Source organism: Halomicrococcus pelagicus, from assembly GCF_050954125.1.
The window spans coordinates 239,754-261,986 of the sequence record NZ_JBPBWC010000001.1 but is presented as its reverse complement, the minus strand read 5'-3'; the positions used below and the strand labels follow the sequence as shown (position 1 = coordinate 261,986).

The 22,233-nt window shown below is 62.2% G+C and carries 19 protein-coding genes and 3 pseudogenes; 8 read left to right on the top strand and 14 right to left on the bottom strand.

Translation table 11 applies throughout. The features are described 5' to 3' along the window. The first annotated feature begins 3 nt into the window (after positions 1-3). Positions 4-282: a hypothetical protein gene (locus tag ACRYA2_RS01405; RefSeq protein WP_433623496.1), complete on the top strand. Its 279-nt coding sequence runs from the start codon at positions 4-6 to the stop codon at positions 280-282. 190 nt (positions 283-472) lie between these two features. On the opposite strand, the gene ACRYA2_RS01400 is transcribed toward ACRYA2_RS01405, so the two are convergent. Continuing rightward, on the bottom strand, positions 473-826 hold the full coding sequence (locus ACRYA2_RS01400) for a DUF5615 family PIN-like protein (RefSeq protein ID WP_433623495.1): 354 nt from the start codon (positions 824-826) through the stop codon (positions 473-475). Between the two features lies 1 nt (position 827). Then, positions 828-1,121: a DUF433 domain-containing protein gene (locus ACRYA2_RS01395; RefSeq protein ID WP_433623493.1), complete on the bottom strand. Its 294-nt coding sequence runs from the start codon at positions 1,119-1,121 to the stop codon at positions 828-830. A gap of 298 nt (positions 1,122-1,419) precedes the next feature. On the opposite strand from ACRYA2_RS01395, the gene ACRYA2_RS01390 reads away from it, so the two are divergent. Next, positions 1,420-5,058: a type IV secretory system conjugative DNA transfer family protein gene (locus tag ACRYA2_RS01390; protein ID WP_433623491.1), complete on the top strand. Its 3,639-nt coding sequence runs from the start codon at positions 1,420-1,422 to the stop codon at positions 5,056-5,058. Positions 5,059-5,925: 867 nt separating this feature from the next. Here ACRYA2_RS01390 and ACRYA2_RS01385 read toward each other — a convergent pair. The 8 genes and pseudogenes from ACRYA2_RS01385 to ACRYA2_RS01350 form a co-directional block, all read right to left on the bottom strand. Then, positions 5,926-6,285: a group I truncated hemoglobin gene (locus ACRYA2_RS01385; protein WP_433623489.1), complete on the bottom strand. Its 360-nt coding sequence runs from the start codon at positions 6,283-6,285 to the stop codon at positions 5,926-5,928. Positions 6,286-6,432: 147 nt separating this feature from the next. Further along, entirely contained in the window at positions 6,433-7,074 is a 642-nt protein-coding gene (locus ACRYA2_RS01380) for a helix-turn-helix domain-containing protein (protein ID WP_472850120.1), read from the bottom strand. Positions 7,075-7,219: 145 nt separating this feature from the next. After that, entirely contained in the window at positions 7,220-8,647 is a 1,428-nt protein-coding gene (locus ACRYA2_RS01375) for a carotenoid oxygenase family protein (RefSeq protein ID WP_433623485.1), read from the bottom strand. A gap of 146 nt (positions 8,648-8,793) precedes the next feature. Continuing rightward, entirely contained in the window at positions 8,794-9,984 is a 1,191-nt protein-coding gene (locus tag ACRYA2_RS01370; RefSeq protein WP_433623483.1) for a phage NrS-1 polymerase family protein, read from the bottom strand. A gap of 313 nt (positions 9,985-10,297) precedes the next feature. Then, positions 10,298-10,918, bottom strand: a pseudogene (locus ACRYA2_RS01365) (archaellin/type IV pilin N-terminal domain-containing protein). A 227-nt stretch (positions 10,919-11,145) separates the two neighbouring features. Further along, positions 11,146-11,331, bottom strand: a complete 186-nt coding sequence (locus ACRYA2_RS01360) for a hypothetical protein (RefSeq protein ID WP_433623481.1) — start codon at positions 11,329-11,331, stop codon at positions 11,146-11,148. 18 nt (positions 11,332-11,349) lie between these two features. Further along, a pseudogene (locus ACRYA2_RS01355) lies at positions 11,350-11,436 on the bottom strand (homing endonuclease associated repeat-containing protein); the annotation flags it as partial. Positions 11,437-12,802: 1,366 nt separating this feature from the next. Beyond that, the gene (locus ACRYA2_RS01350) at positions 12,803-14,575 is read right to left on the bottom strand and encodes an asparagine synthase-related protein (RefSeq protein ID WP_433623479.1); all 1,773 of its coding nucleotides are present in this window, start codon (positions 14,573-14,575) and stop codon (positions 12,803-12,805) included. Positions 14,576-15,126: 551 nt separating this feature from the next. On the opposite strand from ACRYA2_RS01350, the gene ACRYA2_RS01345 reads away from it, so the two are divergent. Both ACRYA2_RS01345 and hflX read left to right on the top strand, forming a co-directional pair. Then, complete coding sequence (locus ACRYA2_RS01345; RefSeq protein ID WP_433624710.1) at positions 15,127-15,441, top strand: DUF2209 family protein; 315 nt, start codon at positions 15,127-15,129, stop codon at positions 15,439-15,441. Continuing rightward, positions 15,438-16,733 carry a GTPase HflX gene (gene hflX / locus ACRYA2_RS01340; protein ID WP_433623477.1) on the top strand — a complete coding sequence of 432 codons (1,296 nt, stop codon included), beginning with the start codon at positions 15,438-15,440 and terminating at the stop codon, positions 16,731-16,733. Before ACRYA2_RS01345 ends, hflX begins: the two co-directional genes overlap by 4 nt. A gap of 57 nt (positions 16,734-16,790) precedes the next feature. On the opposite strand, the gene ACRYA2_RS01335 is transcribed toward hflX, so the two are convergent. After that, complete coding sequence (locus tag ACRYA2_RS01335; protein WP_433623476.1) at positions 16,791-16,982, bottom strand: DUF7331 family protein; 192 nt, start codon at positions 16,980-16,982, stop codon at positions 16,791-16,793. A 197-nt stretch (positions 16,983-17,179) separates the two neighbouring features. Between ACRYA2_RS01335 and ACRYA2_RS01330 the strand changes: the two genes are divergently transcribed. The 4 genes and pseudogenes from ACRYA2_RS01330 to ACRYA2_RS01315 all read left to right on the top strand — a co-directional run. Beyond that, entirely contained in the window at positions 17,180-17,566 is a 387-nt protein-coding gene (locus ACRYA2_RS01330) for a winged helix-turn-helix transcriptional regulator (protein ID WP_433623474.1), read from the top strand. 119 nt (positions 17,567-17,685) lie between these two features. Then, positions 17,686-18,732, top strand: a complete 1,047-nt coding sequence (locus ACRYA2_RS01325; RefSeq protein ID WP_433623472.1) for a DUF7289 family protein — start codon at positions 17,686-17,688, stop codon at positions 18,730-18,732. Next, the gene (locus ACRYA2_RS01320; RefSeq protein WP_433624708.1) at positions 18,733-19,134 is read left to right on the top strand and encodes a DUF7305 domain-containing protein; all 402 of its coding nucleotides are present in this window, start codon (positions 18,733-18,735) and stop codon (positions 19,132-19,134) included. A gap of 14 nt (positions 19,135-19,148) precedes the next feature. After that, positions 19,149-19,412 (top strand): annotated as a pseudogene (locus ACRYA2_RS01315) (DUF7305 domain-containing protein); the annotation flags it as partial. Here ACRYA2_RS01315 and moaC read toward each other — a convergent pair. The 3 genes from moaC to ACRYA2_RS01300 all read right to left on the bottom strand — a co-directional run bounded on the left by moaC (position 19,409) and on the right by ACRYA2_RS01300 (position 22,207). Next, positions 19,409-19,927 (bottom strand): cyclic pyranopterin monophosphate synthase MoaC, encoded by a 519-nt coding sequence (moaC, locus tag ACRYA2_RS01310; RefSeq protein ID WP_433623470.1) that lies wholly within the window; start codon positions 19,925-19,927, stop codon positions 19,409-19,411. The pseudogene ACRYA2_RS01315 and the gene moaC sit on opposite strands and share 4 nt — an antisense overlap. Continuing rightward, positions 19,920-21,344, bottom strand: a complete 1,425-nt coding sequence (locus ACRYA2_RS01305) for an NAD(P)H-hydrate dehydratase (RefSeq protein WP_433623468.1) — start codon at positions 21,342-21,344, stop codon at positions 19,920-19,922. The genes moaC and ACRYA2_RS01305 overlap by 8 nt, the downstream gene beginning before the upstream one ends. A gap of 107 nt (positions 21,345-21,451) precedes the next feature. Next, the gene (locus tag ACRYA2_RS01300; RefSeq protein WP_433623466.1) at positions 21,452-22,207 is read right to left on the bottom strand and encodes a helix-turn-helix transcriptional regulator; all 756 of its coding nucleotides are present in this window, start codon (positions 22,205-22,207) and stop codon (positions 21,452-21,454) included. Positions 22,208-22,233 lie beyond the last annotated feature (26 nt).

The window sequence follows — 22,233 nt, the reverse complement described above, 5'->3', positions numbered from 1 at the left end:
GCTATGACACAGACAGTCGACGAGCTCCGAAACAAGATTCGAGAGGCAGTGGGGAGATACGAACGCGTCGAATCGACGGCGTTCACCAAAGAAGCCCTCGCTGCCATCTGTACTAGAGTGGGCTACGATATCGACACGAACGATTTGCCGTCCAAGCCACAGATGCGAGCCGGTATCCTCTGGAAGATCGGGGAGCTGGACGACGACAATCCCGAGCAGGCCGGTCGGCCCTTTCGCAAGGCAGAGCTCGAAGCGATTGCAGATGCACTGCAAAACGAGTAGCAACCACGGATTTGCTTGACCGCGAATGATCGTTGTCAGGGATACGTCTCTATCGCACAATCGCTATCGGAGCCAGTTCCGACTAGAAATAATTCGATATTTACATGTTCGCAGTACATGTGCGCTGCGACCGTCCGATACAGTGGGCGAATCTAGCGGCCGCTCGTAATTAATTAGGCATACGAAGTATTCAGTATTCTCCTGCCCACACATCGAGTTCTTCACGTCCTGCGAACGCCTCCCGATTCGGGTAGGCGTCAACCATCGTAATGAGAGCCGACGCGACACGATAAGCAGGCATCGTATCGTCATAGAGTAGGACAATACCCGCATGAGCGTCAGCTGGGACGTCGCCAAAGTCTTTCACATCACTCGTCACGATAATAAGGCCATTTTCCGCTGCATACGGCAAGACATCGGCTTCATCATCTGCTCCCTGCCCTAGCGTATCTCGGACATGGTCTGCGTACAGCCCCTCCTTTTGAACATAGGTAGCTGTCTTCGGGTCGACGTTCTCGTCAAGTAGAAACCGCCACTCGCTCATTTCAAGCCGTGTCAGGACCGACGCCCTCAGGGCGTTCAATTGACTTGCGGAACATTTCGATGACCTCCTCGCGCTCTGTCTCTACCTCCCGCATTTCACGTGGATGGTCGTGATAGTAGGCGAGAGCGTGATAGACATCGGCCATGTCAAGGTCGTACCGGTCGGCAACGGCTTCGGGAGCCTCGCCACGTTCCTCAACAAGCGCGTACACCTGGCGGACGCTGATTCGTCGGCCACGGATGTGAGGTTCGCTCATGAGATCGCGAGCAATCCGACGCGTGTCGCGCTCGGCCATATATACTATCATTATCTGCAACTGCAAAAACGTACTGCTGAACGCCCTCCTAAGGAATTTGTTCGAGAGCGGTTCCTTAATTACCGTTTTCTCTGGGAAGTATTGGATAATCAGCTGATAGATGGGTGTTTCCGAATCGTGTAGAGCGATACGAAGGCGAATCGAAGTTCAGGAATGAAAGACCAATCTGCCTACCGATACCGTGGATGGTTACGCCGACCATCTTCTCTCACCCTGACAAAGACATTTATAAGATTGCGTTCCATCTGACCACAAGTTATCCACGTCAGTGATTCACATGCCGACGCCCGATAGATTAGAGCCAACGCCGTATCTGCGAATCCGCCCGACGACCGACCCGATCAATCCGAAAGCGGCCACCACTCAATTCCAGCGACTTCACACGCTCGCCACATCGGACGACACGCGGTCGACGACGCGCCGTCTACTCCTACCGGGATCAGGAGGCGATTCTGGAACAATCGAATGGCTCCTCGTCGCCACACCGGACGAACCACTGGACTACTTCGTCACACTCCACCGCGACGACGCTGACCCCACAGCACTCGAGGGCGTTCTCAGGAACTGCGTTCCGGACAGCTACGAGTTCGACAACTACGACCTCGTTCTCGACGATATCCTCAGTCTCGATATACATGAAAACTCGTCCGACTCGACTCCTGTATCCGAGAGCGAACATGGCAGCGACGCTGACCGCGACGACCGCTTCGTCGGGGGCGTCGAATTCCACGGTCGCGGTGATCGCCGCAAGGACTGGCAGACCCAGCTCACGCCGTTCAGCGATTTCACGACCACCACCGATGGCGAGACGCGCGCGCCGCTCGCCCCGGTCGTCGAAACGCTCGCTGATACCGAGGCGACGGTCGTCTTCCAGATACTGCTCCGCCCGAAAGACGACTGGACGGTCGAGGCCGACCTGCGCCAGCACAAACTCGCCAACGGCCGCGAGGAGTCGCTCGTCGGCCGCGCCGTCTCGGAACTGCTCGTTCCCCCCGACGCACAGGACGAGTCCACGCAGACGGACCGACCACCCGAAATCACGCGTCGCATCGAGGAACTCGACGCGAAGGACGCCCGCCACAGCTTCGACGTAAACGTTCGTGCTGTTGCAGTCGCCGACGACGCCACGACGGCCACACAACCCGTCGAAGACGTGTCGTCGGCACTGACGCCGCTCGGTCACTCCTGTTACACCATCGACGCCACAACCCATCCGGCCGATTCCGAGCGACCGTACACGAACGACCGGTCGCGCTGGCAGTCACCGACTCCTGCAGAGCAACTCCTCGAATCGATTCGGAGTCGCGAAACTCACACTCCCTCGACGGGAATCCGGACGCGTCTCCCCGGGAAGACGTCCTCGCCGGCAATCGTCGCCGACGCCACAGAAGCTCCGGGATTCTGCCTGCTCGACGGAAGCGCGCTCACGGCTGCGGGCAGACGGGCACTCGCGCCGACGCCGGACGAACGCTCGTCCCTCCCGCGGCCCCCCATCGACCAACTGGACGCCTACCGCGGTGACGGCTTCCTGCTGGGATATCCGCTCACACAGGACGGCACGCCCCATTCGAAGCCGATTTCGCTCCCGCCCGCGTTCCAGCCGCTTCACTCGGTGCTACTGGGCAAGACCGGCTCCGGGAAGACCACGCTCGCGATCAACGGCCTGCTCGACAACCACGCGGCGACCGAGGGCGCGACCGTCATCGTCGAACCGAAGGGCGACGGCATGACCACGGACTATCTGCGGGCTCACTACGCGCGGTTCGGCCATCTCGACGACGTCCTCTATTTCGACTGTGCGAGCGTCCTCCCGGCGTTCTCGTTTTTCGATATCGAGGACGAACTCGCCGCGGGCGTCACGCGGACGACCGCCGTCGAGGACCGGGTCGACCACTACATCGAAATCCTCACCCAGATCATGGGCCGTGAGCGCTTCCAGCAGGCCGTGCGGTCGCCCGACATCATCCGGTATCTAGTGAAGGCCATGTTCGACCCCGTTCACGGCAGTGATGCGTTCTCACATCGGTCGCTTCACGGTGCAGCCCACCGTATGCACGAACGTCAGTCCGCGCCCGCCGTCTCGGATTCGGACCTCGAGCGGATGCTCGGGGGCGTCGTCGCGAATCGCGCTCAGACGTTCGACGAGTTGATGCAAGGCGTCGCCAACCGCATGGAGAAGATTCCCGTCGACAAACGCCTCGCCCGCATGTTCGACCACGTCCCCGACGAAGGTGACCCCGAGTTCGACCTCGCGGACTACCTCAGCGAGAACGTCGTCATCATCTTCGACACGGGTGACCTCCGCACCGAAGCCCAGCGCGTTCTCGCGCTCGTCGTCCTCTCGAACCTCTGGACGGCACTCCGACGGCGCGCCCGCCGTGAGCCGGATACTGAACATCCGCTCGTCAATCTCTATCTGGAGGAAGCCGCGAGCCTCGCCGTCACGGACGTCCTGAACGACTTACTGGCTCAATCACGGAGTTTCGACTGTGCGGTGACGCTGGCGATGCAGTTCCCCGCCCAGTTGCGGGGACTCGACGAGCGAGCCTACGACGAGGTCCTGAACAACATCTCGACGTTCGTCACGGGCAACGTCGCTATCGACCGCCCGCTCGCCGAGCGCCTCTCGACCGCGTCGATGGACACTCAGACGGTCGGCAACCGCCTGCGGGCGCTTCAGCGCGGGCAGTGGCTGGTGAAACTGCCCGCTGCGTTCGACGACCCGGAACCACGGCCGTTCCTCGTCAGGTCCGCACCGCTGCCGCCCGGCGATCCCGAAGGTAATGAACCGCTTTCGGAGACCGAGTCCGTCCTCTTCCAGTCGGCGACGTTTCGAGCGTCCGAGCGAACCCGCCTCCATGCGGGCCTGACGATTGGTACACCCGAGACGGTCGAGGAGGACGGCGAAGACGAGGAGCCCACGAACGCAGACGAATCACAGGTCCGCGTCGACACCGCGTTACCGCACACGAAGCGGCTGCCCTCCTGTATCGAGTACGACGCGAGTCTGAACGCCCTCCGCTGTACGAGTTGCGACAACCGCTACGACCCGAGCATCGAGGGGATGGAACGCGCAATCGCGTGCTGTTCATCGCTCGACGCCGTGGACCGCGACGACATCCCGATCTGCGACCTGAACCTCAAGCTCACGCCCGAGGAGCGCGATGACGCAGCGTGGTCGGATCACCAGCTCATGTTCCTGCAAGCGGTGTACAACGCCCAGCAGTTACGGTACGACTCGCTGGAGTACGACCTGTTGTACGATTCGATGCTCCGCCTGCAGGAGTACGTCGGCATCGACAGCGACGCCGTCCAGGACCTCATCGACGCTGATCTCCTGAGTCACGACACCGACCATCCGCATCGGTTGTACACAGTGACGCCCGATGGCCGGAGCGTTATCGGGGAGAGCTATCGGCAGGGCGTCGACTACGGCCACGGTCAGGGCGACTTGGAGGAGTCCAGCCAGCACGTGTTCGCGATCGAAGTCGCTCGCCAGCATCTCGAGAACGCGTACGTCGACGACCTCGAATCGGCCGTGAGTGAGGTCGTGCCCTACTACGATATCGACGAGCAGCGCCTTCTCGATATCGCGGGACTCGATGCAGACGGGAGTATCGTCGTCGCGGTGGAGGCCGAGCGCGTCAACCACGACGTCCGACGAGCGGTACCCGACGATTTCGATAAGATCGCCGATTGCGATGTCGAGGAAGCGCTCTGGGTGGTGATGACCCAGTCGGCAGGCCACGACGTCCTCGATGCACTGAACGAGCCGCCCGAGGGCGAGCCACGCGTCGAGAAGACCTACAGCAAGACGACGCCGCCACAGCAGTTCCGTCTCGATACGCCCGGGATGACGGCGATGTATCCGATTGAGTGGTTGCGCGACCGCCTCGAGACGGAGTCTGATTCCTAATCGTCGTCACGGCCGCTCGGCCGTCGTACGGCCCTCTACCGCGCTGAGCGAAGTCCGATGATAGTTCATAATCGGCGTTCGCGCCCGCAAGAAGGACTGTGTGGTGTGTTTGAGAACGGAGTAAGGTGCTGAGAGCGGAGAGAACGAGATTACTGATTGGATTCGCGAGTAGCGTCTATGAGCGAGGGCGGTTGCGTCTGGTGGTTTTGCTGTTAGCGCTTGCGCCAAGAGTGATGCGCCTTCGAGTACTGTAATCGCCGGACGGAAACCGATTATGAAGATTGAGACCCGGTCTATTCTAGGCAGTGCACGCGACACTATCCAGCACACGGATCCTTAGACAGCGTCTCGCCCGCGATTTGAGCGGTTTCAGCCGGTTTTCGCACTCTTCCAATTCGTTTTCCTAGCTCCGCTTTCACCATTGGTTCACAGTCTCCTTGCGGACGTTGAGGCCGATTATGAATCCGGTTCGGCGGCTTGACGGCGGCGGAGAATTCTCATAATCGGTTCTCGTCCCGTGGTTTCGATTTTGACTCCACCAGTAGCGAGACCCGATACCGTATCGCCTATTACAGAGAATGAGATGTGGAGTTCTAGTCATCGAAGGCTGGGCTGGTTCGTGGCGTGAAGTACCTCGGGATTGAGCCCTGAGGCACTCGCCCTGCACAGCCGGTAGAAGGATTTCACGATGACCTTCAGGACACGCTAGGGCGGTGTGAATCTATCAAAAAAGAGCACGAGAAATCTCGTCGACCGACTCGACGATACGTTCGTCATCGTCGACGAGTGAAGGATGAGAAGCAGGGTATAGCTGAAAATTTGGAGTATCGACCGCAGTCACTCGTAATAGTCTGACGCGTGAGGGTGTTACCGGTCGAGAACGGGGTCTTTGAGCGAGCGCACCTCGGACATAATCGCCTCGACGTTGTCCTCGTCGACCCCGTTCATCCGGAGCGCTGATTCGAGATAACGTCCGACGGCGTCGAAATCGTCCTCGTCGATGTCGAGATGAGCGTGCGCGTCGCGCATGTCATCGCCGGTGTAGTCGACGGGACCGCCGGCAACTGCACTGATGAACTGGACTTGATGGGCGCGTAGTTCGTCCATGTCCATTCCGTCGAAGTAGGGTACTAGCTGGTCGTCTGCGAGGACCTGGTCGTAGAAATCGGTGACGACCGCTTCGACCGCGTCTCGTCCGCCGATGTCCTGATAAATCGTCTGGGGCATTGCGTCTATGCACAGTTGCCGCGGAACCGGAATACCGTCTATCGCTAAGATACTCGGCCTTATTTAAGCCCCATGGTGAGAGGTAACAATGGACTTGTCTTGACGAGCGATTGGATGGAGGAGACGAAAATAGCCCACACCAACGACTCAGACCGAGAGAATCTGATCCAAGAGCTTCGTCTGTGCGACCGAGAGATGCTCGACGAAGGTGGGCACTGAGATGCCGAGTTCATCGGCGACCGCCTCGGATTTCGCGTTCTTCGGTGAGTCGAAGTATCCCATCTTGTGTGCCGTCTCGAGCACCTCGTACTGGCGGTCCGTGAACTCGCTCCGGTCGACGACGAGCAGCGAGCGCTCCTCATCGGATTCACCGGATCGAGTGAGGCGTCGAACCGTAACGTCGGCACAGCACGACTGGAGATCGGAGATAACCGTCCGCAGTGTCTCGAGATCCGACGCGATAAAGGAGAGAACGAGCCGTCCAGAGTCTGCCTTGATATCGCGGACGGGACAGCCGTGACTCGGAACACGTGTACACGGACAGGCACTGTCCTGGGTGTATCGATACACGGACGTCGAGCCGTTATCGAACACTTTGTCGACGGATTGTGGTTTCGTTTCTGTATCCTCCGAGTGATCGACTGTTACTTCGCCAATAACGCCCGATGTCTCCGATGTAGGACACGGGCTGACTTGCACGGACTCGATTGCACAGGTCTCGCTCAGTGAAGACACGGGACAGTCGGTCACGTCGCTCGTCTCTATCTGTACGTGGACTCCAGAGGCCATGTCTAGACAAGCCCATTCCCCGAGATATAAGCGAATCTGTTCCAGGACAAACCACGGGAATGGATGACGGTCGCGTCGGCTGTTTCGATGGCTGCCCAGCGACCTGTGGAAGCGTGCATCGTCGCGGTAGCGAACTCCTATCCGGTCAGGCCATCGACCGCCCCCTATCGGTGGCACCGTAGAACTGCCCGTGGAACCCGTAGGGGAGACGGTGAGGCAGCGGTGCGCGCGCCAACTCGGTCACCGTTTCGGCGTCAAAACAGAGCAACACGGACCGGTCGGCGTGTCCGTCGAGCGCGACCGACAGCAACACTCCGTCGTCTTCGGTTTCCGGTGACGGGGCCGGGACGAAAATCGGTTCGCCAGGGTGGAGATCTGGTTCGGACCATCTGACGGTCGTCGGCCCGTCCAAGTCGACCTTCGCGATTGCCGTCGGAAGGGCTCCGTAGTCGGTCGCCGCCAGATACGCATAGCGGTACCGGCGGCCGTTGTACCGGCTGTAGTGAATCGTCGGGAACTCGACGGGGCCACGGAGGAGGCGCCTGTGCTCCGCGTCGCCGCCGTCCAACGGAAGTCGAAACTGGACGAAGTCGCCACGTGGAAGGTCGGGGTCGTCTCGACGGAGATTCGACAGCGTCAACCCGGTGATAGCCGTCGAGTCAGAATACGCCACGCAGTCGACGACGACTGCGTCGCCGTCCTCGTAGGCGTTGGCGAAGTGGTAGACGAAAAACGGGTCTGCCCGGGTGGCGGCGACGCGCTCGCCCGTCGAGCGGTCGAGGACGTGGAACCGCGGTGGAGCCTCCCTAGGTCCGACGGCGTCGAGAAACGTCGCGCCGCGGAGCGTCCCCAACAGGAGTCGGCGGAAATCGACGCCGAACGGAGCTTCCGGGACGACGGCGTAGTGTTCAGTCAGTGCGAATGCGTGTACGTACGGCGGGTGGTTGTCGAAGACGAGTCGACTGACCGGGGTGGCATCGCAGTCACCCGTCCGACGGAAGAGCGTGTAGCTGCTCTCGTTCCCGAAGCTGGCGCTCAGTCCCCACTGAACGCCGTCCTCGGCGTGGGTGTGGCCGAGCGTGATGTCGCTGTTCAATCCCGTCGTGAGGTCGCGTTGCCCCGTCGTTTCCAGTGTCTTTGGATCAATCTCGAAGCCTATCGGACTCTCGGTGACGGCATAGAGTGTTCCGTCGAGTCTGACGACGCCGATCGAGGGGTTGTCCTGGAACGCGCCGGACAGTGCCCGATAGAGCCGTTCGAACGCCGAGCCGTCGGCAGGGGTGCCGGGTAGGGAGCGACGGACACGCCCCTGTTCGCGCGCGACGCGGAAGTCGTCGCTCCGGACGAAACGATTCGTGTAGCGCACCGACCCGTCCTCGATCCGGAATCCGCGCAGCATCGCCAACGCGTCGAACCAGTGTTGGAGCGGGGTCTCCCCGACCTCGAACTGTCCCGGGCCGTTATTGACGAACACGCCCTCGAGCCACTCCGGAAGCCTGCCTTCAACGTCGAGGGCGACGTCGTGGACCTCCTCACGTTGCGTTCGAAACCCGGATCGCCACGTATTCTCCATACCGTTCCATCGCCGTGCATCCTTTTCCGACCACTGCCCGCTCTATCTGTTGTCGTTCGCTATCTCGTCCGCTCCGACCCGACCACCGTATGAGTGTGAGAAGTAGCAGGTGGGAATGCTCTCCCTCGCCATGCGTCTGCTATTCATCAATCCTGCCCAAACAGATACTGTTTGAGTTGCCCGACGAACCCACCAGTCATGATTTCGGTCGGTGAGTCTGCCTCGAGCTCCTTCCGCTTTGCTCGCTCAGCATTTCGTTCCGCTCGGAGCCGGTCGTTCTCGGCTTCGAGCTCCTGGAGTCGCGACTCGAGACGCGCAATCGTCTCTTCGTGGTCTCGGTCGACGCGGTCATCCGCTATGGTGGCCGTGGAACCAGGTGTCGTCGATGTGGTCGTAGGGCGCTGAGCGGCGTCTGTCTCCGTCTGCTCGTGTTCCTTGCTGCTGGGAGTGTAGTGGTCGGTCGTGACGTTCGACGCCCGCTGGAGGGTCGTCTCGCCGTAGGTCGAGCCGTCAGCGTAGTGGACCTCGTCCCACTTCTCTCGCATGAGGCCGGACTGCCGGAAGAGCGAATCCATCCGTCCTGTATCGCCGCCCGTCCAGAACGCCAGCAGACAACACAACGCCATGTCTGCCTCCGATTGGCTGTCGTAGCCCGTGATATCACCGCGCCAGAGCCGGTCGAACTTCTCGCCGTTCGTCGCCGATCGTGCTCGGTCGATGAGGTCGGCATCGGAGAGCGTTGAGGAGCGAGGTTGCTCGTCGGCAGCTGACGGCGAGGTGTTCGACTGCTCGTGGTCGGTATCGTCGGCGACGTGGTCACGGTAGATCGTCGTGAGTGCCTCGGAACGCGCGTGGATACTCACCGGCGTTCGGGGGACGTGACGACCGGTGACGGTGAAAAACCGCGCTGTTTCGTATATTTCGACATCGCCGCGACGGTTCCGGCCGGGTGGAAGCGTCCCTTCGATGAGGACATGGTAGCCCGTTCCGGAGGGGCTGATTTCAGTGTACGAATCGAGCGTTTCGATGATGGTCGCGGCCCAGTCGATCGGCTCGCCTGCATCCGGGTCGCGTGCTGCGTCGAGGTCGACGCCGACGAACGGGTCGTCGGCCGTGAACACGAAGCCGACGCCGTCTGCGTGACCATCGCTGGCGTGCAAGCGTGCGTGGTCGAAGCCCGTCCACGTCTCAGAGTCGGTTGCCGAGGCGTACTGGCCCGTCGCTGGATTCACGGGGACTTTCGTCGGTTTTCCGTCGCGGTCCTGTTCACGCCAGCACACCCACTGGTCGTAGTCGGTCAGTCGGTCTGGAACGTCTGCTGCTAATGGAAGAGGCATACACTTTTTCCGCTCTCCGTATCGAGCGTGACTTGCTTTCCATGGAGGTACGCCTGCTACTTGACCGTATCTTCGGTTAAACGAATTATTTGAATCAGAAGTATATCGAGAACCGAAAGTCAACAAGTAAAGAATGGAAGAGTGGCCAGGGTAGACGATGTTCACAAGGGTGTCTCGATGTATTCCCGACGTTGTCGAAGAATTCACTGCGTCCCCCGTTATGAGACTGTACTCGAGAACAACGTTATAGCTCCTACCACCTGCCAATACCGCTTGATTTCCTGAACGCAAAAAAGCGCAAAGCCGATAGTAGTTAGACCGTGACAGCGTTCTCCTCGGAGAGTGACTGCGGAACGTTCGCACGGTAAAGCGTCACCGCACCGTACTGCGTCGTTAGGCGCAGCTCAACGTTCTGCCCCTCGCCGAGTTTACTACCACCGATGGCAGTAGCATTCATCTTCACAGTGAAGCGGTCGTCCTGAGTGTTCAGAACCGGCTCAGAGTTGTCCCCGTCTTTTATAGCGGAGACATTGAAAGCCGAACCTTGGCCAGGTTTGTATTCGTTACTACCGCTGAGGTTATGTGCATCAGTTGCGTTCATGCTGCCGGCGGTCAACGTCTTGGCCTTGTTCGGGCCGATCCACTCGATGGTGGCCGCCGAGAGGTTGATGTCGTCGGAGCCGGAGCCGCGCATCACCGTCAGGTTGATGTAGTCAATCGACTCGTTGGTGACGTTCCCGAAGCCGGAGACGACCTGGACGCGGTTGGAGACCTGCGCACTGCTTTCTTCACCGGTCTGTTCGGATTTGGTCTAGAGGAAGCCCGCCGTGTTGATGAGCACGCCCGCGGCAATTGCCGCGACCAGTACCATCGCGATGAACACGATGAGCGTCCCGATACCGACCTGACCTCTATCGTTGAGTTTCTCCTGGATGTTATCGTTGGCTTCATTTTTCCCGTGCCAGTTCTATCACTGATATTATATGTATCTTGACATACTATATAACCACCAGTCTATTATCACCGATGAAAACAGGCAGGTAGGGGAGATACTCCATTATAACAAATCGATGTTGCCAATCATATAATTATATCAATGTTTAAACTGCTGAATAGCATCATAACTCAGTGACGGCTATGCCGATTGTCTAACTCCACAAATCAGACAGCAATCGTTTGGTCACCGCCCTGCCTGATTTGGCTCAAGTCCAACTGCTTGTATCGCAACGTTCTACGAGCCAAAATGGTTAGCGTACGTTTTTGGCACGTAGGCGCCATGCTCTCACATTCACGCTGGGTTGGCGTCGTCCCCAGCTCCGCCGCAACACGCTCAAGTTCTGCAAGCAACTCGGCGTCTGAAAGGTTTCATCGCTGCGTCAAATTCGGTGTAAGACCTGCTGCTTCCAGGGCGCTGTTCCAAGAGCCAAAGCGATTTAGGTAGGTGGCCGGCGTATGGCGGCCGTCTGAGTATCACCAGTCCGACCGCCGCCGACTGTGGTCTCGTGCGCGGGACGACTGAACAACCGGACGGAGACGGAGAACCAACGGCGAAGGAGACGACAGACGAACCGCCAGTAGACGACACCCCAGCGCCGGACACACCGTCGGACGACACGCCGACGACGGACGTGACGACCGAGCAGATGAGGCAGTCGGACCCTACGACGAATGCACCACAGCAACCGACGGCCGAGAAGCCCGACCCATAGACCGAGACGCCCGACCCAGCAACAGAGTCACCCTCGGAGCCACCGCAATCGACTCCCGACCCGGCGACGGAAGCGCCTCCGGAGATGCCCCATCCCACTTCCAACCAGATGACCGAAGCGAACGAGAGCGATGGAAGTTGAACGTCAGTGGCCGCTGAATTTCACTCCTCACCGTGAGTTTGACAATATACAACTAAATATCCACATTCTTGGTTCAATCTTTATTTTCGTATTGTTATTTCATAACTAGAGGAAAGTATAGATGTGTGTTAGCAGGCCACAACCGTTATCATCCGTCGAAATTTAAGTAGGGTTGGACTGGTACAAGCAAGATAGTGAATTAGCCTTTGGACTCTAGCCCCAGTGTTGTAGCGTCGCAGTGCTCTCCTTTGCGATGGAGATCCTCTTCGCCGAAATGGGTCCTCTCACAGTCATCGTAAACCAAGTCCATTAAACTCAGGAGCAATAGGATGCCACGCAATACGGTTACAGCGCCACGACTACTGGCGAGGGCTCCGTCGAGCTCCTCGAATCAGCACACGACTTGGACGGTTAGTATGAGATTTGCTGTCTCAACCACTTCGATTCAATATACAATATGTACGGGAGCACGACTCAGATCGAGCGAACAGGAGAGCAACGATGAGATGCGGCCGATGTGACAGAGAATCGCCCGTGAAACCACACGCCATCGATGGCTACACCGGCTACCTCTGCACACAATGCACAGAGGTATGGAACCGCCTTCAACACTCTTGACATAGCCGTCCTGCAGACGCGCCAGTTGTCCTCGGTTGCTTGCATCTACGTCTTTTCCCGCCGACAGATCACTGGGACCAGGAGAAAGACCGCTGCTGCAAGGACCCGAATTCGAGCGCAACGAGTACGCTCAGCAATACTCGCTGGTCGGCCATACGTTCTGAACAGTCGCACAGAAGCGTTCGAAACTACAGGGCCGGTTCGTGCCATTGTCTCGGACGCCCGCGTCCCCTGGGTCGCCACGGAAACCACCGACGATGCTGTCCGAGAAATCGAGCCGCTCGCCCCCGACCGAGAATACGCCATCGCCCCGCGTAACGAGACGACTACAGGTTGGGTAGTCCCGACGGTCACTTCGCCGTGACTTTGACCTTCGCCGTGTCCCGCTGTTCGAGCTGCGTCTGTCGCCAGTACTCGAGGGTCGTGATGGCCGAAATCGCCGTGATGTTGTCCGTCTCACCGTCGAGGTGCGCTCGTTGGTAGTCGCGGACGACATCGTCGTCGAACAGTTGGCGGTCGCAGGCCGCATCGAGCAACTCATCGAGGAACGACCGCATCTCGGGGTGGTCGCGATACCACTTGCCCTGCATAGTGTCGCGCGCGCCGAGCAGCCGTTTCTTCGCCTGTTTGGTCGTGAATCCAATAGCGTGTGCGATGTTCGACGTGGCGGGTGCGAATCCCGTCCTGTCGTACGGAACCTGGTTATCGTCACCGCCGACGGCTCGCATGACCTGCAGCTTCAGCGGCGATATTCCGTAGGGGATGTCGCTCTCTATCAGCGGCACGGTGGGTCGCTGATACGCCTGCACCGGTAGCTTGGCGAGGTGGTCGAGCAACGGCCCGTGCGAGAACGGAACCCTCGTTCCGGCCGTGCTTCGGTAGAGCTTGTTACCGCGGAAGTGCCCGTTCGCGTACAGCTGCCAGTTGACGTCGAGTATCCTCGATTTGTCGTTCCGCTGTGCGCTTCGTTCCAGCAACGTCTCGAACGACCGCTTCGGGTCGACATCCTCGGTCAGCAATGCCTGCACGTCCTGCGCCGATAGCTGGCGTTTCAGGTCGTACAGCGTCTCGACGGGCGAGTCCCACTGGAAGGAGAAGTAGTTCTCGCCGAAGAACTCCCCCTGCGCACACGCCTCGAAGAGAACGTCGGCGTTCGACGGGACGTCGGACGTCGCCGCGGGAAGGTTCACGTAATACGACCACTGGTTCATCCCGTCCACGAGTCCGACGCCGTTCTCGATGGCGTCGACGCAGCCTTCAGGCGTGTACTCGCTCACGTGGTGCGGAACGTCGAGGATATCGGCGACCTGCTCCGCGCCTGCGCAGTCCTTCCCCCAGTGCGACCCGTACGTGAACGCGGTGAACGAATCGACCTCGTCGGCGACGACCGACGCCATGGTTCTGCTGTCGAGCCCGCTGGAGAGCCAGAGTCCGAGGTCGCCATCGACCGTGTCGACCACGTTCGCGACGCTCTCACGGTAACGATCGATGGTCCGCTCGACGTATCCCTCTTCCGGAGCAGTTCCGAATGCCGGCGTCCAGTATCGGTCCCGCGACATCTCTCCGTCGCTGTACTGAATGTAGCTTCCCGGCTCGAGCGACTGGATTTCTTCGAGCAGCGTCTTTCGTCCCATCACCGACCCCGTCAACAGGAGGTCGCTGACCGCCTGCGTGTTCAACCTGACGTCCCGAAGCTGCGTCAAGAGCGCTTTCAGTTCCGTTCCGAACAGGAAGCCGCCATCCGTCGCGTAGTAACACGGCCGGGTCGCCATCTTGTCGGTAGCGACAACGAGTGAGCCTCGCTGGTCGGCGCAGGCGAGCACGAACGGGCCGGCGAGACGCGGCAGGATAGCGTTGGGTCGGTCAAGCACCGCCTGAAAGATTTCGCCGGTGGTCATTCCGAGGTCGTCCCGGTTCGAAACGACGCCGTGGAGGACGCCGCTCCGTCTCCCGGCGCTCCAGACGGTGTGTCCGTTCGGGTCCTTCGCTCCGTGATTGACGGTGGCGAGCCCGTACGCTCGGCCGATCGTATCGTCCGTTTCGTACCAGTCCTCGTGGACCATCGAGTCCGCCATCGCCTCAAGCGAACGCCTGTCGACCGTCCCACCGGTTATTCCGGGCATGGTCACCCAATCAGGACGATTCTATATTGTTATACATCGGTTGCTAACTGATTAGCGTCGACCTGCGGTCGTCGGAAAGCAGGTCCGGACTCGCGGACTGCGACGACCAGTCGGCACCGTCAGTCGTCGCGCTGGTCGATATCGCTGATACGCTCAACCGGTCGGACATCGAGGTTTCAGAGCAGCTTCGCCGCGGGATGGGGGCGGTCCTGCAGGAAACTGGCGTGTTGGACTCCCCGACGGTCATGACGGACGGCTCTTTCCAATGGGCCAAGAGAAACGGTCCAGTAGCTTCGCTGGACGAGTTGCACTCTCCGCGCAGTCGGCTCGCGGTCCGGTCGAACGACCGCCATCGGCAGTCGAGTCACGGACGTACGCGGTCGTATCCGTCACTCCGTCCGGAAGGGGCGGGAGATTCAAGAACCACGACCGCTTAGCTTGGGACGTGGACGGGAACGGGTACGCGGTAGCAACCGGAGTGAAGGGCCGGCACGGCTGACGTGGTCGGCGTCGACGTCAGCGGCCGCCACGAGGAGGACGGCGAGTACCTCATGGTAGCGGCGGCCGTCCACGCCGACGTCGGCACGGCCCGCATCCGGAGCGTTCTGGGCATGGGATTCGCGGCCAGGCGCGACGGGCCGACGCTGGAGAATGTGGCCGAACTCGTCGCCGACGCCGTCGACGACCTTCCGGAGCCCCCAGAAGGACCGGTCGTCGCCGAGCACGGGGAGTTCTACGAGGAGCCGCCGTGGACGGTCGCCCACTACTTCGCAGGAGAGTTCAAGTACATCGAAAGTATAGCCGAACGCGAGACAGTGCAGACAGCTCATCACGCCGCGTACGCCGCCCGAAAACTGCTCCTATGAAAGCGATAATCGCAAAGCGCGTCGACTCCGGCACAGCCGACGTAGAGGAACTGAAGGACCTGACCCGCGCCGCTGGCTACGACGTCGCCGCGGTGCTGACGCAGTCGCGCGAGGAGGACGCGGCCTACCAGTTCGGGGAGGGGAAGGTCGCCGAACTCGTCGCGACCGTCGAGGAGACGGGCGCCGGCGTCGTGATCTTCGACAACCAGCTCGGACCGTACCAGACGTACAACCTCGGGCAGGAGCTGCCCGAGAGCACCAGGGTCATCGACCGGTTCCGGCTCATCCTGGAGATATTCGGCCAGCGCGCCCAGACGCGCAAGGCCCAACTGCAGGTCGAACTGGCGGAACTGCGGTACGAACTCCCGCGCGCCGAGGCGAAGACGAGCCTCGCCAAGCGCGACGAGCGTCCCGGGTTCATGGGGCTGGGCGAGTACGACGAGAGCCGCGAACAGGACATCAAAGACCAGATAAGCCGCATCAAGAACGAACTCGACTCCATCGCGGACAAGGAAGCGGACCGCCGCGACCGTCGCCGCGAGTCCGGGTTCGACCTCGTCGCGCTTGCCGGCTACACGAACGCCGGGAAGTCGACGCTCCTCCAGCGACTCGCCGAGGACATGGACATCGGCGAGAACGAGGAGCTGCATCCGGACCTGGAGACGACGGCGGAGGCCGAAGACCGCCTGTTCACGACGCTCGGCACGACGACACGACGGGCAGCCATCGACCGTCGGGACGTGCTCGTCACGGACACGGTCGGGTTCATCAGCGACCTCCCCCACTGGCTGGTCGAGTCGTTCAAGTCGACGCTGGACGCAGTGTACTACGCCGACCTCGTACTGCTAGTCGTCGACGTGAGCGAACCCATCGAGGAGATCCGCGAGAAGATCGTCACCTGCCACGACACGCTGTACGAGCGCAACGAAGCGCCCATCGTCACGGTGCTGAACAAGATCGACGCGGTGAGCGACGAAGAACTGCGGGAGAAGCGGGAGGCGCTGTCGGCGCTCGCGCCCAATCCGGTCGCCATCAGCGGCATGGAGGGCACCAACATCGATGAACTGAAGCGCCGCATCGACATCGAACTCCCCGACTGGCAGCGCGAACGCCTCGTGCTGCCGATGACCGACGACACGATGAGCGTCGTCTCGTGGCTACACGACCACGCGCGCGTCGAGGACGTGACGTACGCGAACGACGAGGTCATCGTCGAGTTCGAGGCGCGCCCGTCGGTCGTCGAACAGTCCCGGGCGAAAGCGAGCGACCTGACGACGACGCTCTCGCCGTGATTGACGACCGCTCCCGGGCGACAGCGGAGCCCGAACCTGTCTCACCCCGATCTCCCGTCAGGCAATCGTCGAGAGCGACACGGCCCCGTCCGAACTGAGCCAGGCGCGGTTGTTCCGGCGGTCGTAAATCAGCACGTCGCCGTCCCGGACCTGAAGTTCGACGTATCGCTCGTCCGCGTCGCGGGTCCACTGGATGTCGTCACGGGTTTCTTCTACAGTGTCGTCCGATTCGTGTTCGCTGGAGGTCATGTGGGTGGTTTCGGTCAGTAACCGAATTACGCTACAACATCGGCTAGCGGCCGAGCACTGATAAGCGTTACCAATGGACAGTACAGGTCGGTGCCGGGATCGGCTCGGCCCGAAATGCCACCTCCCCCTCTGGAGTTACAATTCGTAACGGGATATCGGAAGGTGACTTTATGTCACTCGACGGTGTACCGTCGGGCATGAGCGAGCAATCGAGCGAGCAGCCGAACCGACTGGAACTCTGGTGTGCCGGCGAGGAGTGGTGTCCGATAACCGCGACGGCGCGACTGGTCGGCAAGAAGTGGCACCCGGTCATCGTCCACCGCCTGTTGAAGAACGGCCCGCTCGGATTCAACGCGTTGAAAGAGGAGGTCGACGGCATCTCGAGCAAGGTGCTCTCGGACAGCCTCGACGACCTCGAAGAGAAACAGCTGGTCAACCGAGAGATAGTCAGCGAGAAACCGGTCCGGGTCGAGTACTCGCTGACCGAGACAGGGGAGTCGCTCCGTCCCGTCATCTTCGCCATGCGCGATTGGGGCAACGAGTACCTCGAACCCGCCGAGGACCGCGACTCCGCAATCGCGTAACCCGTCGTTCGAGTTACACTGACCGAAATCGGCGGTAGCCGTCCACAGACGGGGTACGTTCCCGGTCGAGCCGATGCTATATGATTTTTCTAATCTGTCAGTGCGTGCATTTATCAGTAATGCCGAGCAACGAGGCGAGCATGACCAGTTCGTCGCGCGCCCAGTCGGAGACGCTGGGGATCGTCCTGCTGCTGGGGCTGACAATAGTCGGGACGGGGCTCATCGTCGCGTTCGGGTCGTCCTCGCTGGACGACTCCAAGCACGCCACCGACCTCGACAGCGCGGCCCAGGCGATGGCACAACTCGACTCGAGAGCCAGCCGCGTCGGAATCGGGAGCGCGAACGCCCAGCACGCCACGCTCAGCGTCGACGGCGACGAAGAGACGGTCCGGCGGACGGACGGCGGCTGGATGCGGGTCCACATCAACCGGACGAACGGGAGCGACGCGGTCGTCATGAACCAGACGCTCGGCGCGGTCGTCTACGAGAACGGCGACACGACCATCGCCTACCAGGGCGGCGGCGTCTGGCGGCGAACCGACGGCGGCGCGACGATGGTCTCCCCACCGGAGGTCCACTACCGCGACACGACGCTCACCCTCCCGCTCGTCGTCGTCGGCGGCGAGGGTCGACTCGACGGCGGCCACCTCGAACTCACCAAGAACGGCACGGCGGAGCCGAAGTACCCAGTAGCGAACGCCTCGAAGCGCAACCCCCTGTCGGACGCCACAGTGAACGTCACCGTCGAAAGCGACTACTACCGGGCGTGGGGGCAGTTCTTCGAGCAGCGAACGGGCGGCGACGTGGAGTACGACCACGACGCCGGGACGGTGACGCTCACGCTGGTCACGCCGACGAACGCGCCGAAGATTAAACAGGGACTCGCCTCGACGTCCCCGGAGGAGCTGGTCATCGAAGGGGGCGGCAAGTCGTCGTCGTTCACGGACAGCTACAACTCCTCGAAAAACCCCTACAGTGTGGAAAACGGGACGAACGGCACCGTCCGGACGGTCGGGAGCGTCTCTCTCTCCGGCGGAGCCGAGATACGCGGCGATCTGGTCACCGGCGGCGGCGTCGTGACGATGAAGAACAACGAGGTGATCACTGGAAACCTCTCGTACGGCGGAACAAAGTCACTGAAAAAGCACGCGACCGTCGGCGGCTAGATAGCGAACAACGGTAGCGTCGCCAAGATCGACCCGGTCGGGACGATGATCGACCGCGAAGTTTCGTCGCTCTCATCGGACAATGACAACAACAAGACGGCGGCCATCGACGGCCAACAGCTCAACTCGACGAAACAGACGTGGAATCTCACCGGCGGTGACTACTACCTCGAAGACCTTGACATGGACTCCGGCGAGACACTCGTGTTGAACCTCTCGAACGGGAACATCGACCTCGCCGTCGACGGTGACGTGTCGCTCTCCGGCGGAGAAGTCGTCGTCCAGGATCCGACGAACGGGACGGCGAACGTCTACACGACGGGGTCGTCCCTCTCCGTGACCAGTGGCGCGACCGTCTCGGTGGCGGACGACCGCTCGCGAGCGTTACGACTCTACGGCTAGCCGGAACGGACGCGACGTTCTCCGGCAGCGACACCGAGTTCACCGGCGTCTTCTACGCGCCCGACTCCGCGAACCAGTACGGTATGGTGACGGTGAAGGCCAACGCGGAGGTATTCGGCGCGCTCGTCGGCGGGGAAACCAAACTCAAGTCAGGTGGCACCATCCACTACGATCAGGCGCTGGTCGCGACCCACACCCTCCCAGCGAGCTACACCGAGAGGCCGCAAGTGACGTACATGCACGTCTCGGTCCACCGAGTGAACGTCACGTCGGCCTAGCGCGGACGCTTGTCCTTCTCGACGACGCGGACGTTCCGAATCGCAGTGTCGGGATACTGGCCGTCGTCGTCCTTCTCGGCGGCTTTCACCATGTCCCAGACGACGTTCAGTCCAGTGGTCACGCCTTCGAGCGCCTCCATCTCGCATCCGGTCTTCCCGGTCGTCTCGACGGCGACTTCGAGGACGACACGGTCGTCGCGCACGTCGAAGTCGGTCTCGACGTTCGTGATCGGTATCTGGTGACACATCGGTATCGTCTCCCAGGTGTGTTTGACGGCCTGCACCGCACCGACGCGCGCCGTCGCGAGCACGTCCCCCTTCTTCACATCGTTCGTCCGGATGGCGTCGACGGTCGTCGACCGGAGGCGTATCTCGCCCGCGGCGACCGCCCGGCGGGCCGTGTCGGGTTTGTCGCCAACGTCGACCATCTGCACCTCGCCCGACTCGTCGGTGTGGGTCAACTCCCCGTCCGCCCGGTCGTCGTCGCCACCGGTCGACCCATCGTCGTCAGACATCGTCGTCACCCCAGATGGCCTCGGGGATGCGGTCGAGCAGGTCGGATGCGAGCAGTCCCTCGCGGCGGTCGTCGTACAGCAGGTCGCCGGCGTGCCCGTTGACGTACGACCCGGCGCAGGCGGCCTCGAAGGCGTCGGCGGTCCCGAACAGGCCCGCGACGATGCCGGCGAGCACGTCCCCGGTGCCGCCGACCGCCATTCCCGGGTTGCCGGTGCGGACGAGTCGCGTCCGTTCGCCGTCCGAGACCACGTCGACCACGCCCTTCGCCAGCACGACGTGGCCGAGGTCGGCGGCCAGCGCCTCGACGTCGTCCGCCACCTCGCGCAGGTCGTCGGCCTCCGGCCCGCCGAGTTTCGTGAGCTCCTTCCGGTTCGGCGTGCAGACCAGCGAGGCGTCGGTCTCCACGTCCGGCACGACTTCGAGCGCGTCGGCGTCGACGACCGCTCGTCCGTCGAACGATTCGAGGAACTGCCGGGTCGCAGCGAGCGTCTCGTCGGCGCTGCCGAGTCCCGGCCCGAGTACCACCGTGTCGTCGTAGCTCTCGGCGGTGTCGACGAGGCCGTCCACCTGGTCGGGCGTGAGTCGGTCACCCTCGTACTGCTGGACGATGAGGTCCTCGGCGTAACCCTGTATCTCGCCCGCGATCTCGTCCGGCGCGGCGACGAAGGTGAGGTCCGCGCCGGCCCGCAGCGATGACTGCGCGGCGAGCGCCGGCGCGCCCGTGTACGGCCCGCCGCCGATGACGAACACGCGCCCGCCAACGTCGTCCCGGACCCCTCGCAAGTCGCCGGGGCCGACGAACCGCTCCGCGGCCGCGGGGATGCCGATGTCCGCGACCGTCACGTCGGCATCGAGGTCGCCGAGGCCAGGTTTCTCGTCGTGGAACGTCACGACGCGGTCGGCGTCGACCGCCAGCCCCTCCGCCCGGCCCGTGTCGGCGTCCACGCCGGAGGGGACGTCCACCGCGACGACCGTCGCGCTCGCAGCGTTCAGTTGCTCGGCTGCGGTCGCCGCGGGCTCGCGGAGCGCGCCCGTCACGCCCGTGCCGAGCATCGCGTCGACAGCCACGTCGCAGTCCGGCAGGTCAAGCGCGCGGGAGTCCGGTATCTCTTCGGCGTCGATCTCGGCGCGCCGGAGCGCCTCCCAGTTCTCGCGCGCAATGTCGGTGCCGATGGCGTCGGCGCGCCCGAGTAGGTGAACCGACACGTCGTACTCGTCGAGGAAGCGCGCGGCGACGAAGGCGTCCCCGCCGTTGTTGCCCCGCCCGGCGACGACCACGACGCGCGCGCCGGGGTCGGCCACCTCGCGCACCTCGCGCGCGACGGCGTTGCCGCTGGACTCCATCAGCTGTTTGCGTGGAACCCCGAGCGCCGCGGCGTTCACGTCGACCGCGGCCATCCGGTCGCTGGATATCATGGTCGGGGATTGGAGTGGACCGGCGGTTAAAGTTGCGGCGCGCGCGTTCCGGAGTCGGCGCGTCGGTTCTCCGTCGACGCGAACGCCGACCGGCGCGGTCGGACCCGTCAGGAGCGAACGCGCTCGGCGCGCGAGCGGTACTCCTCGTACGCGTCCTGGGCCCACTCCACGAAGCGCGGGTCGTCGCTCTCCGCGACCGCGCGCAGTTGGCCGTCGTCGTCGTACGCGCCCGCCAGCACCCAGTCGTCGCCCAGCGTCAGTCCGAGTTCGACCGGGCCGTCGTGGCGGTAGAGGTCGATCGCGCGCACGACCACCTCGAACTCCAGCGGATTCATCGAGCGCGCCGTCTCGACGCTGTCGGCCGGCAGGACGACCTCGGTGTCGACGCCGGAGAGGACGAGTTCGGCGTGAGCCTCGTGGAAGATGCGGCTGAGGACCGGTGCGAGCATCCGGACTCGGGTCGTCTCGCGCTCGCGCAGTCGCCGGACGTAGTGACTGACGGGTGCTTGCGGGCGCTCCGCGTCGGCGGCGACGACGTCGGCGTCGGCGAGCCACGTCGGGTCCGGCGCGCGCTCGACCGGCAGCCGTTCCAGGACGGGCGCGGCGGCCTCGACGGCCGACAGCGCGTCGAGGTAGTCGGCGTGGGCCCGGGCGACGAACGCGCCGCTCGTCGTCAGCCGGTAGTCGCCGTCGCGCTTCTCCGCCCAGCCCCGGTCGACGAGTTCCGCGAGGTTGCGCTGGACGCTCCGGCGCGACGCGTCAAGCGCGTCGGCCACGTCGCGGGGCGACCCCGGCCGCTCGCGGAGGTGCGCGAGCAGACGATACCGGTCCGGCGACCCGGCGAGGAACCGTGCGGCCTCCATCGTCCCGTACTGCCGCGGCCACCCAC